Source organism: Mycobacterium sp. DL, assembly GCF_039729195.1.
Lineage (GTDB): Bacteria > Actinomycetota > Actinomycetes > Mycobacteriales > Mycobacteriaceae > Mycobacterium > Mycobacterium hippocampi_A.
The window spans coordinates 2,774,935-2,789,773 of the sequence record NZ_CP155796.1 but is presented as its reverse complement, the minus strand read 5'-3'; the positions used below and the strand labels follow the sequence as shown (position 1 = coordinate 2,789,773).

Annotated in this window: 15 protein-coding genes; 2 read left to right on the top strand and 13 right to left on the bottom strand. The window is 67.5% G+C overall.

The window, feature by feature from the left end; genetic code table 11:
* Nucleotide 1 precedes the first annotated feature (1 nt).
* Nucleotides 2-1,882, bottom strand: a complete 1,881-nt coding sequence (gene mutA, locus ABDC78_RS13430; protein WP_178359191.1) for a methylmalonyl-CoA mutase small subunit — start codon at nt 1,880-1,882, stop codon at nt 2-4.
* 110 nt (nt 1,883-1,992) lie between these two features.
* Here mutA and ABDC78_RS13425 point away from each other — a divergent pair, with 110 nt between their 5' ends.
* Nucleotides 1,993-2,745, top strand: a complete 753-nt coding sequence (locus tag ABDC78_RS13425) for a TVP38/TMEM64 family protein (protein WP_178359190.1) — start codon at nt 1,993-1,995, stop codon at nt 2,743-2,745.
* Here ABDC78_RS13425 and ABDC78_RS13420 read toward each other — a convergent pair.
* Genes ABDC78_RS13420 through ABDC78_RS13410 form a run of 3 tightly spaced genes read right to left on the bottom strand, consistent with a single transcriptional unit; the run spans nt 2,732 to nt 4,760 of the window.
* Complete coding sequence (locus tag ABDC78_RS13420; protein WP_178359189.1) at nt 2,732-3,094, bottom strand: DoxX family protein; 363 nt, start codon at nt 3,092-3,094, stop codon at nt 2,732-2,734. The two genes, ABDC78_RS13425 and ABDC78_RS13420, sit on opposite strands and share 14 nt — an antisense overlap.
* A complete protein-coding gene (locus ABDC78_RS13415) occupies nt 3,091-4,311 on the bottom strand; it encodes an SPFH domain-containing protein (RefSeq protein WP_178359188.1) in 1,221 nt (406 codons plus the stop codon). The genes ABDC78_RS13420 and ABDC78_RS13415 overlap by 4 nt, the downstream gene beginning before the upstream one ends.
* Nucleotides 4,312-4,325: 14 nt before the next feature.
* Entirely contained in the window at nt 4,326-4,760 is a 435-nt protein-coding gene (locus ABDC78_RS13410) for an NfeD family protein (RefSeq protein ID WP_178359187.1), read from the bottom strand.
* Between the two features lie 71 nt (nt 4,761-4,831).
* Here ABDC78_RS13410 and ABDC78_RS13405 point away from each other — a divergent pair, with 71 nt between their 5' ends.
* Nucleotides 4,832-5,695, top strand: a complete 864-nt coding sequence (locus ABDC78_RS13405; RefSeq protein WP_178359186.1) for a hypothetical protein — start codon at nt 4,832-4,834, stop codon at nt 5,693-5,695.
* A gap of 2 nt (nt 5,696-5,697) precedes the next feature.
* Here ABDC78_RS13405 and ABDC78_RS13400 read toward each other — a convergent pair whose 3' ends face one another.
* The 9 genes from ABDC78_RS13400 to ABDC78_RS13360 form a co-directional block, all read right to left on the bottom strand.
* Nucleotides 5,698-6,720, bottom strand: a complete 1,023-nt coding sequence (locus tag ABDC78_RS13400) for a ferrochelatase (protein ID WP_178359185.1) — start codon at nt 6,718-6,720, stop codon at nt 5,698-5,700.
* Nucleotides 6,720-7,526, bottom strand: coding sequence for an NADH-dependent enoyl-ACP reductase InhA (inhA, locus tag ABDC78_RS13395; RefSeq protein ID WP_178359184.1), 807 nt, complete (start codon nt 7,524-7,526; stop codon nt 6,720-6,722). The genes ABDC78_RS13400 and inhA overlap by 1 nt, the downstream gene beginning before the upstream one ends.
* Nucleotides 7,527-7,546: 20 nt before the next feature.
* Nucleotides 7,547-8,323 (bottom strand): 3-oxoacyl-ACP reductase FabG1, encoded by a 777-nt coding sequence (gene fabG1 / locus ABDC78_RS13390; RefSeq protein ID WP_178359183.1) that lies wholly within the window; start codon nt 8,321-8,323, stop codon nt 7,547-7,549.
* Between the two features lie 81 nt (nt 8,324-8,404).
* Complete coding sequence (locus tag ABDC78_RS13385) at nt 8,405-9,412, bottom strand: VWA domain-containing protein (protein WP_178359182.1); 1,008 nt, start codon at nt 9,410-9,412, stop codon at nt 8,405-8,407.
* Nucleotides 9,413-9,541: 129 nt separating this feature from the next.
* Nucleotides 9,542-10,465 (bottom strand): DUF58 domain-containing protein, encoded by a 924-nt coding sequence (locus ABDC78_RS13380; protein WP_347133506.1) that lies wholly within the window; start codon nt 10,463-10,465, stop codon nt 9,542-9,544.
* 50 nt (nt 10,466-10,515) lie between these two features.
* Nucleotides 10,516-11,679 (bottom strand): MoxR family ATPase, encoded by a 1,164-nt coding sequence (locus ABDC78_RS13375; RefSeq protein WP_178359181.1) that lies wholly within the window; start codon nt 11,677-11,679, stop codon nt 10,516-10,518.
* A 175-nt stretch (nt 11,680-11,854) separates the two neighbouring features.
* Nucleotides 11,855-12,541: an NlpC/P60 family peptidoglycan endopeptidase RipB gene (ripB, locus tag ABDC78_RS13370; protein ID WP_178359321.1), complete on the bottom strand. Its 687-nt coding sequence runs from the start codon at nt 12,539-12,541 to the stop codon at nt 11,855-11,857.
* Nucleotides 12,541-13,977 (bottom strand): NlpC/P60 family peptidoglycan endopeptidase RipA, encoded by a 1,437-nt coding sequence (gene ripA, locus ABDC78_RS13365; RefSeq protein ID WP_178359180.1) that lies wholly within the window; start codon nt 13,975-13,977, stop codon nt 12,541-12,543. Before ripA ends, ripB begins: the two co-directional genes overlap by 1 nt.
* A 220-nt stretch (nt 13,978-14,197) precedes the next feature.
* Complete coding sequence (locus ABDC78_RS13360; protein WP_178359179.1) at nt 14,198-14,749, bottom strand: DUF6676 family protein; 552 nt, start codon at nt 14,747-14,749, stop codon at nt 14,198-14,200.
* Nucleotides 14,750-14,839: the final 90 nt, after the last annotated feature.

Sequence of the window (14,839 nt, the reverse complement as noted above, 5' to 3'; positions counted from 1 at the left end):
CTCAGGCCCCCAATCGGGTCAGCAGGTCCGACAGCGCCTCGACCGCATCGATCTTGGCGGTCAGGTAGCCGTCGGGTTTCGACTCGGCGGTGGCGACGGATTTCTCAGGACCGGCAAGCAGAATGTGCCCCACCCCGGCCCGCCGGGCCGCATCAACCGCCGCCGAGACCTCGTCTGCGTAGCGCGCGTCGGTGCCGCAGATCACCGCGATCTCGGCGCCGCCGGCGTCGGAGACTGCGCCCGCGATCCCGTCGGCGTCGAGCGGTCCCGGATTGATCGCCTCGATACCTCCGGAAGCCAGCAGGTTCGAGGCGAACGAGGTACGAACGTTGTGCTCGGCGAGCGGACCCAGCGGCAGCAGCAGCGCCGCGGGACGGGCCCCCGCCGTTTCCAGGTGGGCATCCGAACGATTCCGCAACATCTCGAAGCCTGACGCGTATCGCTGCACCGACGGCAACGACTCCCCTTGTGGCAGTGGCACTTCGGCCAGGTTCGGATATTCGTTGACGCCGGTCAGCGCGGTCCGCCGATGCGCGATGTCGGCCCTGCGATTCGCGGCGACCTGGGAGATCTGCCCGACGACATGGTCCTCGGCGGCCTGGAATCCGCCCAGGGCCTCGACCTCCCGGAAATGCCCCCAGGCCTGCTCGGCGAGTTCGCGGGTGAGGTCCTCGACGAACCACGATCCGCCGGACGGGTCCAGGACGCGGCCGATGTGGGATTCCTCCAGGAGCAGCAACTGGGTGTTGCGGGCGATACGTCGCGCGAAACTGCGCGCGGTGCCGGGGAATCCCCCGGGGATCGCGGCGTCGAACGGGTGCACCATCACGGTGTCGGCACCACCGACGCCCGCCGAGAACGCCGCCACCGTGGTGCGCAGCATGTTCACCCACGGATCACGCTGGGTCATCATGGCCAGTGAGGTGGTCGCGTGCACGGTCGCCGCACCTGCCGTCGGCGCCCCCAGCACATCAGCCACCCGGGCCCAGAGTTGCCGCGCGGCACGCAGTTTCGCGATGGTCATGAACTGGTCGTCGTCGGCGGCGAACCGGAAGCTGATCTGGCCGAGTGCGGTTGCGACCGGCAGACCGGCATCAACCAGCAGGCGCAGGTAGGCCACGCCCGCCGCGACGGCGGCGCCGAGTTCCCAGGATGCGTTGGCGCCGAGGTTGTGGAATGCGGGCCCGTCGACGGTGATCGCCCGGACGTGCCCGTCGTAGCCGGTGAGGCGCTGCGCGGTCGCGACGACCTCATCGAGATCGGGCGCGGACCGTCCGGCCATCGGAGCGGTCAGCGGGTCGGCCCCGAGGTCCACCGACAGCCGCGACTGTTGATCGTCGTCGAGTCCGCTCAGCATCGTGAGCAGCACGTCGGCCGCGGCACCGTGGTCTGCACCGTCTCCGGTGATGTCCAGGACCACCGGCACCAGGTCGAGGAAGACGCCGTCGAGCAGGCGTTCCAACTCCGCCGGGGCTACCGAATCCTCGCCGCCACCGACCCGCAGCACCAGGGCGCTGACGCCCTCGGTCAGCCCCAGCAACACCTGGCCGTTGCCGTCGACCGCGGTCGACGGACCGGAGGGAAACGTCTCGGCGACCTTCCAGCCCGACTTCACGTCCCGTAGAGCGTCCCCACCGCGGACGAAAGGCCAGCGACCCGGCAGCTCAGGCTCCGCGATCTCGTCCGCACCGGTGTACAGCGGCCGGATCGGGAAGCCGTCGTAGGTCTTCGAATCCAGTAGCCGCTCCGGTTGCGCGGGTAGATCGGCGAGATCTCGCCGGGTGGTCTTGGTCAGCACGCCCGCCACGGCGGAACGCCATCGGTCGAGGTCGGCATCGACTACACCCGCGGCAGCGCCGGCACTGGGTTTCTGCACAGCCATCAGGCTAAATGATGACCCGTGCGGCAGCGTGGCCCGGTCGGGCACATCTTCGCCGCCCGCACGCCTGTCCGACCGAGGGTGTTCGCTCTCGCCCCGTACTGTTGGTAAACGTGAAATCCGTCGTCAGCACGCTGCGCACGATCCGTGCGGCGACGCTCGCCACGCTGCGGACGGTGCCCCCACGCCGCTTTGCGGCCATCACGACGGCGATTGTGATCCTCGTCGCAGTTGCAGTGCTGGTGCCGCTCCCGACCGCCGTGCAGATGCGCGACTGGGCGACCTCGGTGGGTCCGTGGTTCCCGCTGGCCTTTCTTGCCGCGCACATCGTCATCACGATCTTCCCGTTCCCGCGCACCATGTTCACCCTCGCCGCCGGCCTGCTCTTCGGCCCGTACCTGGGTGTCCCGCTGGCCGTGCTGGCCAGCACCGTCAGTGCCGTGGCGGCGCTTCTGCTGATACGCGCGGCGGGGTGGCGTCTGGACCGGCTCGTCGAGCACCCGCGCCTGGACGCGGTGAACGGCAGGCTCGCCGAGCGGGGCTGGCCGACCGTCCTGTCGATGCGGATGATCCCGGCCGTGCCGTTCTCCGTGCTGAACTACGCGGCGGGATCGTCGGCGGTCCGGGTGCTGCCCTACACGTTGGCCACCGTCGCCGGTCTGCTGCCGGGCACCGCCGCGGTCGTCATCCTCGGTGATGCGCTCACGGGCAACGTCAGCCCGCTGCTGTTCCTGGTCTCCCTGTGCACAGCCAGTGTCGGCGTGGCCGGACTGGTCTACGAGATCCGCAAGAACAGGCACCGGCACCACAGCACCGCCGACGACCGGCCGAGCGAACCGTCGGAAACGCCGATCACCGCCGGGTGACCGACGGGCCTCGTGCAGTCATCGCCGCGTACAGGGCGAGGAACGACGACGCCGCGACCAGTCCGGGGCTGAAGTCTCTGGCCTTGATGTGAAACCCGACGGCCAGCACGAAGTAGACCGTCAGCATGAAGGTGGTGAGGCGGGCCAGCGCCGGGAACCGGTACACCGACAGCAGTCCGATGGCGGACGCCACTTTGACGAACGGGATTATCGGCCGCAGTTCCGGTGCCAGACCGACGTCGTCGAAGGCCTTCTCGATCGGCGCGATCGGCACGGCGCATGCCACCGCGTCGCCGACCTGCAGAGCGCCGAGCACCGCATAGGTTCTCGGTGAGGTCAGCGCGTTCACTGTTCCGGCGAGCCGTGACGGGGCGCCGGCGCGCTCGGCTTCGAGTAGTCCGTCGCGTCGGGTTGTGACTGCTGCGTCAGCGGCGGGTACTGGCGTGGACCGTCGAGTCCGGCGACCGGGGTACGTGCCTCGGCCACCGCCTCGGCGACTGCCTGTGCGATCTCCGGGTCGGTCTGGGTGTTGAACCAGTCGGCGACCTCTTCCGAATCGTCCTCCGGCTTCGGCAGGTTCTCCTCGACCGGCGACGGCGTGTAGCGGAACACCCCGTCCTCGCCCGGGGCGCCCAACATCTTGGTGAACCCCTGCAGGGCGGTGCCGAAATCGCTGGGGACCAGCCAGACCTTGTTCGCCTCGCCCTGCGCCATCTGCGGCAAGGTCTGCAGGTACTGATAGGCCAGCATCTCCGGAGTCGGGCGACCGGCCTTGATGGCGGCGAACGTCTTCTCGATCGCCTTGGCCTGCCCCTGAGCCTGTAGGTAGGACGCCGCACGTTCACCCTGGGCCCGCAGCATGCGGGACTGCCGGTCTGCCTCGGCGGTGAGGATGGCTGCCTGCTTGGCGCCCTCGGCCGCCAGGATCTGGGACTGCTTCTGTCCCTCCGCCTGCTTGATCGACGCCTCCCGGTGACCCTCCGCGGTCAGGATCATCGCGCGCTTCTCACGGTCGGCGCGCATCTGCTTCTCCATCGAGTCCTGGATCGACGGCGGCGGGTCGATGCTGCGCAGTTCGACTCGAGCCACCCTCAGGCCCCACCTGTTGGTGGCCTCGTCGAGCACCCCGCGGAGCTGGCCGTTGATGGAGTCACGCGAGGTCAGCGTCTGCTCCAGCGTCATGCCGCCCACCACGTTGCGCAGCGTGGTGGTGGTCAACTGCTCCACACCGACGATGTAGTTGCTGATCTGATACACCGCGGCCTGCGGATTGGTCACCTGGAAGTAGACGACGGTGTCGATGTTGACGGTCAAGTTGTCCTCGGTGATCACCGGCTGCGGCGGGAACGACACCACGCGCTCACGGAGATCGACGCGCGCCCGGATCTTGTCGATGAACGGCAGCAGCAGCGTCAACTGTCCCGACACCGTCTTGCTGTAGCGACCCAGCCGTTCGATCACCGCGGCCTCGGCCTGGGGCACCAATGCCACCGACTTCGCCACCACGATCACGGCGAACACCACCAAAACGGCCAGCAGAACCAAACCTGCGACAGCACCGTCCATTACGGCTCCTTCTTCTAGACGATCTTGGAGACGACCGCGGTGGCACCGTCGATGTGCACCACCGTCACCTGATCGCCCGACTCGTAGACATCGCTCTCGTTGTAGGGCCTGGCAGTCCAGACCTCACCGTCGAGCTTGACCTGACCTTCGTGGCGCGCGACCCGATCGAGGACGAGCGCGCTCTTGCCCTCCAGTGCCTTGGCCGGGTCGAGCAGACCCTTGCCGGACTGCACCCGCCGCTTCAACGCCGGGCGCACCCCGGCCAGCAGCAGGACCGAGACGACGAGGAACACCAGACCGTCGGCCCAGATCGGCCACGCGAACAGCCAGCTCGAGCCGGCCGCGGCCAGTGCCCCGCCGCTGAGCATCAGCAGGAAGAGGTCACCGGTGAGCGCCTCGGCGCCGGCGAGGGCCAATGCGGCGATCAGCCAGATCAGCGAGACGGGCATACACCGAGCCTACGCGGCGACACCTCCACCGGCGGGAAACAACGACAGGTAGCTACTACACTGCCTGCATCATGTGGTGTCCCAGTGTTTCGTTGTCGGTGTGGGCCAATGCCTGGCTCGCCGGCGTCGCCGCGCCCGACGACGTGTTGGATGCGTTATCCCTATGGACTCCACGACATTCGGTCACCGCCTACGACTCGGCTGCCGCCGACCGCACCGGCTTGCCCTGGCCGGATCTGGACGACGCCGGGGCCGTGTCGCTGTTGCAGACGATGCGCACCGCCGCCCGGTCGGCCGGCTCGCAGCCCGCGATCGAGCTGGTGCTACCGGTCCCCGGGGACGTGCGGGGACTCCCCCCGGGCACCCAGTTCGGCCGTGACGCCGTCACCGCGGGCGAGGCGATCATCGTGGGATCGCCGGACACCGCGGTCGGGATGGTGCCCGATTTCGAATACCCCGAATCCTCCGACATCGACGACGACTTCGAGTTCGAGTTGGAAACCGAACTGTCCGCATTGTCGTGGACGGTGTTCTCGCTGCCCGATACGCCGACCCCCGAGCACCGTGACCTCGGCGAGGCGGAGTACACGCTGCGGGATGCCGTGCGCGCCGCGGCCGACGCTCTCGGAGCGCTGCGCGCAGGTGCCCCGGGAGGCGAGATCGCCGATCCGCGCCGACTGGTCGAGCAGGTGCTCGAATCCACCCAGGTGCACCGGATCCCCGATCACGCACCGCCGCGGGCAGTACGGGTGCTGGAGAACGCGGCACATGTCGACGCGATCATCACGGTGAGTTCAGGACTGATCCCGAGCGGACTGCAGAGCTCCTCAGAGGTTCAGCTCGCCAGCGACGCACTGCGTCCGCTGACCTCGGTGGTGCGCTCGGCGCGACTGGCGGCGATCAGTGCCATCCTTCAATCCGCTTGGCGCGGTTAGGGTCAGCTCGAGCACGCCGGGGTGCAGAGCGCGCCGTTGACGGTGCAGCCGTAGCCGGGCACGGCTCCGACTCCCCCGACCCTGGCTGCCGGACGACCCAGGCGGAGTTCGTCGACGAGGTCGAGCGCCAGCTGCGCGAAGCGGGGCTGTGCATTGGGCGTCAGGGCCCGCGCGAAGGCGATCCCGGCGGCGGCGGCCTGCTCGGCGAGTTCGTTGTCGAGGTCCCAGACGACCTCGATGTGGTCGGCGACGAAACCCACCGGACACACGATGACCGCCTCGGTGCCCGCTCGGGCCAGGGCCTCCAGGTGGTCCCCGACGTCGGGCTCCAGCCACGGCACCTGCGGTGGACCGGACCGCGATTGCCACACCTGGTCGTACTCGGGGTACCCGGCGGCGGCGGCAACCAGCGCGGAGGTGTACCCGACCTGGCGCTCATAGAGGTCGGGCCCGCACCGCGACGCGGCGCGTACCGGGATCGAATGCGCGGTGAACACCAGACGGGCACCGCCGCGTCGGTCCGCCGGCAACGTCGCGGCTGCGTCCCCGACGGCGTCGGCGAACATCTGCACCAGCAGCGGGTGATCGAAGTACTGCCGTAATTTGGTCAACTCGGACGCATCGGGACCCGCCGACGTGCGGCCGCGCACGATGTCCTCCTGATACTGGGTGCAACCGGAGTAGCCGCCCCAGGCCGAGGTCGAGAAGACAGCGGCATGTCGAATACCGTCGTCCCGCATGCGCGCAACGGTGTCCTCGATGAAGGGATCCCAGTTGCGATTGCCGAAGTACACCGGCAGTTTTTCGCCCCGCTTGGCCAGTTCCGTCTCGATCGCGGCGATCAGGTCGCGGTTGATGCCGTTGATCGGCGACACGCCGCCGAAGTGAAGGTAGTGCTCGGCGACCGACGCCAGGCGCTCTCGAGGGATCCCCCGTCCCCGAGTGACGTTCTCGAGAAACGGCATGACCTGCTCGGGACCTTCCGGGCCCCCGAAGGACAGCAGCAGCAGAGCGTCGAAGTCCATTACAGGAGCTGGGTGCTCGCCCCGCCGTCGGCGTAGATGATGGTGCCTGTTGTCGCCGGGAGCCAGTCGGACATCAGTGCACACACCGTCTTCGCCACCGGCGTGGGATCTTTCATGTTCCAGCCCAGCGGCGCGCGCTGGTCCCAGCCCTCTTCGAGCAGTTGCATCTGGGCGCCTGCCTCATCCCCCAGCGCACCGCCGACGATCGCGCTCATCGCCAGCGTCCGGATCGGGCCTGCTGCGACGAGATTCGAGCGCACGCCGACCTTGCCCGCCTCGCGGGCCACGAACCGGTTGACCGATTCGAGTGCGCTCTTGGCCACCGTCATCCAGTTGTAGGCGGGCATCGCGCGCGTCGGATCGAAGTCCATGCCGACGATGCCGCCGCCCGGGTTCATGATCGGCAGAACGGCTTTGGCGAGCGAGGCGTAGGAGAACGCCGAGATGTGGATGCCCTTGGCGACGTCGTCGTAGGGCGCGTCGAAGAACGGGTTGACGCCCATCCCGGTCTGCGGCATGAAGCCGATCGAGTGCACGACACCGTCGAGCTTGTTGCCTTCGCCGATCACCTCGGAGACCCGATCGGCGAGTGTGGCGAGGTGCTTCTCGTCCTGCACGTCGAGCTCCAGCAGCGGCGGTTTGGCCGGCAGCCGGTCGAGGATGCGCTCGATCAGCCGCATCCGGTTGAACCCGGTGCAGATCACCTCCGCGCCGGCCTCCTGAGCCACCTTCGCGATGTGGAACGCGATCGACGAGTCGGTGATGATCCCCGTGACGAGGATCCGCTTGCCTTGAAGAAATGTCACAGTGAGAACTCCTCGTTGTCTTAGTGGCCCATGCCCATACCGCCGTCGACCGGGATCACGGCGCCGGCGATGTAGCTTGCGTCCTCAGACGCCAGGAAGCTGACTGCGCCGGCGACCTCGGCGGCGGTGCCCACACGCTTCGCGGGGATGAAGTCGAGGGCGCCCGCCTGAATCCGCTCATCCAGTGCGCGGGTCATCTCGGTGTCGATGTAGCCGGGGGCGACGACGTTCGCGGTCACACCGGCCTTGGACAGCTCGCGGGAGATCGAGCGGGCCATCCCGATCAGACCGGCCTTGGCGGCCGCGTAGTTGGCCTGGTTCCCGATGCCCCACATGCCGGACACCGAACCGATGAAGATGATGCGGCCGAACCTCTTGCGCTGCATGCTGCGAGACGCGCGCTGCGCCACCCGGAACGCGCCGGTGAGGTTGGCGTCGATGACGTTCTCGAAGCGCTCCTCGGTCATCCGCATCAGGAACGCGTCCTGGGAGATGCCGGCGTTGGACACCAGGACCTCGACCGGTCCCTGGTGTTCCTCGACCTCTTTGAAGGCACGATCGACGGCTTCGCTGTCGGTGACGTCGCAGACCACGCCGAAAAGCCCCTCCGGGGCGCCGGAGCCACGGTGGGTGACAGCCACCTTGTGTCCATCGGCGGCAAGGCGTTGCGCGATCGCCAGGCCGATACCGCGGTTACCTCCGGTCACCAGCACCGAACGGGACACGAACGCGGGTCGTCGACTCGTGGTTTCCGCAGCGGTATCGGCAGGGCTCTCTGTCGCAGCGTCCGCAGTCATGCCCGCCAACTTAACGCCTGGTGTTCGATCTTAAGAAATCGCCTTACCGCGGGTTGCAGCGCCGCGACACGGACAGACAACCTAGTTGGGCAGGCGGCGGTTGATCAGCAGCGCACCCAGCGCAGCGACGGCGAGTACCAGAGAGCCGAGGCGCAGCCAACCCACGCTGGCGTCTCCCTTGACGGTCTCGTAGCCGATCTGCTCCTGCAGGTTGCTGAACACTTCCTTGAGCTGCTCGAGGCTGGACGCCGTGAACGCCTCACCACCGGAGAGGTCCGCGATCCTCGCCAGCATCTCATCGTCCACCGGGACCGGCTGACGCTGTTCGTTGATCTCGACGTAGCCGTAGGGCGTTCCGAACGACACCGTCGAGATCGGCACTCCCTGGTCTTTCGCGGTCCGCGCCGCAGTGTAGGCGCCCTTGGGATTGTCCGGATTGGACGGGACGGTCTCCTTGCCGTCGGACATCAGCACGATGCGTGCCGGAGGGGGCTCGTCACCGCCACCGATCACCGCTCCCACCGTCGCGACGGCCTGCAACGCCGTGAAGATGCCCTCACCGGTCGCGGTGCGGTCGGCCAGTTGCAGCTTGTCGATCGCGGTCTTCGTCGATTCCCGGTTCGTCGTCGGCGAGACCAGAACCGTGGCCGTGCCGGCATAGGCGATCAGACCGAGGTTGATGCCCGGGGTCAATTGGTCGGCGAACTGCTTGGCCGCTTCCTGAGCGGCCGCCAGCCGGTTCGGAGCGACATCGGTGGCGCGCATCGACTGCGACACGTCGACCACCAGCATCACGACGGCACGATTGCGCGGAATGCGGACGTCGTTCGTCGGACCGGCCATCGCGATGGTCAGCAGCACCATCGACAGGACCATCAGGGTGGTCGGAAGGTGGCGCCAACGACTGGGTCGCTTCGGGGCCACGCTCTCCAGCAGTTCCATGTTGGCGAACCGCAGCATCCGCTTCTGGCGGGCCATCTGAACGACGACGTAGAGCCCGACCAGTCCGAGGATGACCAGGATGAAAAGGAAGAACCACGGGTGTTCGAAGCCCGACAGAGACATCGGCCCGAGCAACGGTAAAGTCATGTCCTACTTATCATTTCGTGTCGATTCGTGCGCTCACTGGCGCCATCTGCTCTTCGCGCAAGCGCTCATCGCCGCCTTCTGCTCTTCGCGCAAGCGCTCATCGCCGCCTTCTGCTCTTCGCGCAAGCGCTCATCGCCCGGCCAGGGCACCGCGGCGCCTGCTCGCGACGAACCTCACCACGTCGGCGATCCAGTCCCGGTCGGTACGCAGCGTCAGCAAGGGTGCGTCGCAGCGCCTCAGGGTGCGAGCCACATCCGCGCGGTGCGCAGCGGCGGCCTTTTCGAAATCGGTGCGCAGCTGCTCGTCGATCGTGAACTCCCGGGTGCGACCCGTCTCGGTGTCCTGCAGGATCACGTCCCCGACAGCGGGCAGTTCGACGTCGCGCGGATCGAGGATCTCGACACCGAGCACTTCGTGTCGCCCGGCGATGGCGCGTAGCGGGCGCATCCAATTGATCGGTCCGAGGAAGTCGCTGATGATGACCGCCATGCCGCGGCGACGTTCCGGCCTGCGCAAGCCGTCGATGGCCGCGGCCAGATCCCCGCGGACACCCACCGGAGCCCGGGGGGTGGTCGCGATCGCGCGGAGCAGTTCCTGCTCGTGCATGCGCCCCGACAATGCCGGCACCCGGCGGGTGGTCTCACCGTTGGAGATGATCGCGCCCAGCCGATTTCCGCCGCCGCTGTTCAGGAACGCGATCGCCGCCGCAGCGGCCACGGCCAGATCTCGCTTCTCGCATCCAGCGGTGCCGAAGTCCAGGCTGGCTGACACATCGACCACCAGCCAGGTCTCCAGTTCACGGTCGGCGATCATCTGGCGCACGTGCGGCGCCATGGTCCTGGCCGTCACCGACCAGTCCATCCGGCGCACGTCGTCGCCGGGCTGGTAGACCCGCGACTCCCCCGGCTCGGAACCGGGGCCGGGGAGCAACCCGAGATGATCTCCGTGCAGCACACCGTCGAGCTTTCGGCGCACCGTCAGTTCCAGCTTGCGCAACGCGGCCGTCAACGCGGGATCACGGATCTCCCCGCGTTGCAACGACGGCAGATCCAGGGTGCGGCCGGAACTCGGCGGCGTGGCAGGAGAAGTCACTTAGCCGGGGCTCAGCGTCCGCTGCCCGCGGCTGCGCCGGCGGGCACCACAGGCGGCACCGAATGACCCTGCTGCGGAATGGCGTTCACCTGAGGGAGCGCCACCGTCTGCATGATTCGATTGACGACGGTATCCGAGGAGACCTCGTCGGCCAGCGCGTCATAGGTCAGCACCAGGCGGTGTCGCAGCACATCGGGAATGACCTCGACCACGTCCTGCGGGATGACGTAGTCGCGGCCGCGCACCAGCGCGAGTGCCCGGGACGCGGCGATGATGCCCAGCGAGGCGCGCGGCGAAGCGCCGTAGGCGATCCACGCCTTGGCGTCGGGCATGCCGAACTTCTCGGGTTCCCGGGTGGCGGTCACGATGCGAACCACATAGTCGACCAACGCATGGTGGACGAAGTTGTTCGCAGCAACCTCCTGCAGACGCAGCAGGTCGCCGGTGTCGAGGATCGCCTTGGGCTCCGGCGGCTTGACGCCCATCCGGTAGATGATCTCGCGCTCTTCCTCGGGCGTGGGGTAGTCGACGTTCAGCTTGAACAGGAAGCGGTCCCGCTGGGCCTCCGGTAGCTGGTAGACACCCTCCTGCTCGATCGGGTTCTGGGTCGCCATCACCAGGAACGGGCTCGGCAGCGGGAACGTCCGTCCGCCGATGGAGATCTTGCGCTCGGCCATCACCTCGAGCAGTGCCGACTGGACCTTGGCCGGCGCGCGGTTGATCTCGTCGGCGAGCAGGAAGTTGACCACCACCGGGCCGAGCTCGATGTCGAACTCCTCCTTGCCCTGCCGGTAGATCCGGGTGCCCACGATGTCGGTGGGGACCAGGTCGGGGGTGAACTGGATGCGGGCGAAGGTGCCGCCGACGACCTTGGCGAACGTCTCCACGGCCAGCGTCTTGGCCACGCCCGGCACACCTTCGAGCAGCACGTGTCCCTTGGCCAGCAGTCCGACCAGCATCCGCTCGACGAGCAGATCCTGCCCGACGATGATGCGCTTGACCTCGAAGATCGCCCGCTCCAGGGTGTGCACTTCGTGCTGCAGACCGCCGTTGGACTGCGCGGAGCCCGACTGGGCGGAATTCGGGGCGGCGTGCGCACCGGCTGAGTAGCCGGATGCCGGGGCCTGCCCGGGATATCCTCCAGCGCCCTGCGGCGGCCCACTCGGTGAGGTCATCAATATTCCTTCCACATGCGCAGTGCAACGCTGGTCTGTGCGGCGCGGGCCCGTTCTGGCCGCGCGCTCGTCGTCAACTATTCCAGGCGCCTCGGAATCCGTCGATGTTGCCCGGGGTGAGCGGCGCTGAGCGCCGACATTCACCAGTGGTACTCAGGTTTAACTCAGGCCACACTCAGGATTCGATAATGCGCTGCACGGTCGGCTGCAAGCCGGACATGCGGACCTTGCTGACAACCACCCTGTCGGCGGTGCCGCCGGATTCCAGCATCTGACCGTTACCGAGGTAGATCGCGACGTGCTGGCTGCCGCCGGGACCCCAGAACAGGAGATCGCCCCGCTTGGCCTGCTGCACCGGGACGCGGCGGCCGGTGTTGAACTGATCGCCCGAGTACTTCGGAATCAGCACACCGACCCCGGCGAATGAGTACTGCGTGAAGCCCGAGCAGTCGAAGCCCACGGTGTTTGCGCCACGCTCCACACCGAGGCTGGGGCCGGTCGGCTTACCGCCGCCCCACGAATAGGGCGTACCGAGTCGCGCACCCCCTCGCCGGATCACGTGCTCGACGGCCGCGGGGCCACGCACGCTGCCGGGCGCGACGCTGGGAGCGTCCGGGGGCACGAGGCCAAGGCTCTGCAGGAACTTCCGTCCCATCCCCATGGTGGCCTGGGTGGCCTGGGCGGTGACCGCCAGCGAGGCGTTGGCGATGGCGAGCGCGTCACCGGGCGCGCCCGCGCTGGGCCGCATCGGCAGCAGCGGATCCCACTGGCCTCCGGCGGGTTGCGCGGTTGCCGGTGCCACCAACCCCAGCAGCAGCGTCCCGGCGGTCACCAGGACGACGATTATGCGGCGCAGCGCGATCACCACTCGATCATTCGGGTCACGAACGGGGTCATGCCGCTGGTGCGCACCGGCGAGATCTTGACCACCGAACCGGTGTACGGCGCCTCGAGCATCTGCCCTTCGCCGAGGTACATCGCGACGTGCTGACTGGCGTTGGGTCCGTAGAAGATCATGTCGCCGCGGCGCATCTGCGACGACGGGACCTTGCGGCCCGCGTTGTACTGCGAACCGGAGTAATGGTCCAGCTTGATGCCGACTCCGGCGAACATGTAGAGCATCAGGCCCGAGCAGTCGAAGCCGACGGTGCCTGCACCCTGATTGATGCCGCGACTGGGCCCGGCGGCGTTGCCACCGCCCCACGAATAGGGCACGCCCATCTGCGACATCCCGCGTCGGATGACGAACTCGGTTGCCTGCGGGCCGTTGGCGATCGGGATCGCGCCGTTGGTGATGCCCGATGGGGTGGGCAACAACCCGATGCTCTGCAGGAACTTGCGGCCCAGGTTGGCGGTGATCTCCACCGATGTGGTGATGATCTTGAGCACGGCGTTGATGATCTGGATCGGGTCGCCGCTGACGAATGCACTCGGAATCTGGGGCAGCGTCATGTCCCAGGCCGTCCCGCGGTTACCGGTGCTGGGGTCGACGTCCCAATCGGCGTCGGAGCGTCCCGGTTCGGCCCGCCCGCTGGGCGCTGCGGCGGGCGCCTGGGCAGCCGAGGGGGCACGGCCGGCGGGGGCCTGACCGGCGGATGCGGCCGGGGCGGCCAGGGAGCGGGCCTGCGCCAACTTCGCCTGGGCATCAGAACGTTCGGCGGCCAGCCGGTCGAGCTCGACCTGCTGGGCCTGGAAAGTCTCCTGGGCCTCGGTCAGCGCCGCCACCGCGGTCTGCTGGCTGGACTCGGCGGCGACCACCGCTTCATCGGCCCGCTGCTTTGCCAGCCTGGCGGACGACTCCTTGTTCACCTGCTCGGTCCGCGCGCGCTGCAGGTTGGCCATCACCTGCTGGGAACTCAGCGACAGCGTCTGACCCGCGGCCGCGGTGTCGAGGATGTCCACCGGATCCGACGCGCTGAGATACGAACTGGACGGCCCGTTGACGTACATCGCGGCGGCGAACCTGTCGAAGCGCTTCTGGGCTGCCTCGATAGCGGTGTTCGCTTCCTTGACGAGCTGCGCACTGGAATCGACCTCGAGTTGCGCAGCTGCGGCGGCGTCGCGAGCGGTCTTCACATCGAGGATCGCCTTGTTGACGCTCTCCTGCTGGGTCTGGATCGCCGCACCGAGGTTCTGCAACTTCTGATTGACGTTGGCGACGGCCGTCACCAACGTCGCGAGGCTGTCCTGGTTGGCGGGCTGCGCCTGGGCGAGGCTGGGCGTGGTCAGCACCATGCCGAACGCCAGGGATACCGCGCACAGCCGCGAAGCGGAGGCGCCGGCAGGGATGCGTCTCATCGGACTCAAGGTCTCCTCAGGCTCCACGCGAGCGTGTCGGCACATTCTCAAGCGCCCTGGAAACAGAAGTCACATAAAGCACATCCGCAACAACAGGCACCTTTTGCACCGTACGTCACAACAGACGCTGAGGAAACTTTAGTAACAAATTACAACAATGTAATTGCGAATGGTGTTATCAAACAGTGATGTTTGAATTTGCGCTGGAAGAGTCAACCCCTCAATCGGAGCTGATGGACGCTGCGTCCGATACCTCTGTCCGTTTGCCGCGGTTCTGCAATACACGGGTGGCAATGGCGCCGATTGCGACCACTAAGACCAGCACAATCGTGAATGGCGTCCAGGGAAAGTGGGTCGCCGTCAACTCGCCGAGGAAATTCTCCGAAGATTGCACTGGATCACCGGTCTTGGCCACGTCCTGGCCGGCTTCCAGCGTCACCCGATCGAACTCCGGGCTGTAGGTTCCGGCGAAGGACGGACTCAACGTGAGCACCGTCGACCCCGGGTTCGCCTCACCCACCTCGGTGGCGATGTCGCGCAACGGCATCTCGATCGGCGGGTTGACGTCGATGACGACGATCTTCAGGTCGATACCTTCGTCACGGGCGTTCTCGACGACCTGTCGCAACGCAGGCACGTCCGCCTGACGGGCGGGCGGCACGCTGACACCGTCGTCGGCCACGTCGGCCTTGACCTGCTCCATGTCGACCCCCGGCGGAATGTAGGCCGGAAAGAACGGGACCTGGAGAGGGATCGAGTGCGGTCCGGTCACAGCAGCACGGTACGCGACGACGGCCCGGCATCGGCCGCGGCGACACGAATTTTTCCACCGCGGGCAGCCATCCGGGTGGCACCGTCCGCG

Excerpts from the sequence above, each read along its gene's own strand:
- mutA (WP_178359191.1), bottom strand. The coding sequence starts at position 1,882 with ATGGCTGTGCAGAAACCCAGTGCCGGCGCTGCCGCGGGTGTAGTCGAT.
- ABDC78_RS13415 (WP_178359188.1), bottom strand. The coding sequence starts at position 4,311 with ATGGACGGTGCTGTCGCAGGTTTGGTTCTGCTGGCCGTTTTGGTGGTG.
- ABDC78_RS13410 (WP_178359187.1), bottom strand. The coding sequence starts at position 4,760 with ATGCCCGTCTCGCTGATCTGGCTGATCGCCGCATTGGCCCTCGCCGGC.
- ABDC78_RS13405 (WP_178359186.1), top strand. The coding sequence starts at position 4,832 with ATGTGGTGTCCCAGTGTTTCGTTGTCGGTGTGGGCCAATGCCTGGCTC.
- ABDC78_RS13400 (WP_178359185.1), bottom strand. The coding sequence starts at position 6,720 with ATGGACTTCGACGCTCTGCTGCTGCTGTCCTTCGGGGGCCCGGAAGGT.
- fabG1 (WP_178359183.1), bottom strand. The coding sequence starts at position 8,323 with ATGACTGCGGACGCTGCGACAGAGAGCCCTGCCGATACCGCTGCGGAA.
- ABDC78_RS13385 (WP_178359182.1), bottom strand. The coding sequence starts at position 9,412 with ATGACTTTACCGTTGCTCGGGCCGATGTCTCTGTCGGGCTTCGAACAC.
- ABDC78_RS13375 (WP_178359181.1), bottom strand. The coding sequence starts at position 11,679 with ATGACCTCACCGAGTGGGCCGCCGCAGGGCGCTGGAGGATATCCCGGG.
- ripA (WP_178359180.1), bottom strand. The coding sequence starts at position 13,977 with ATGAGACGCATCCCTGCCGGCGCCTCCGCTTCGCGGCTGTGCGCGGTA.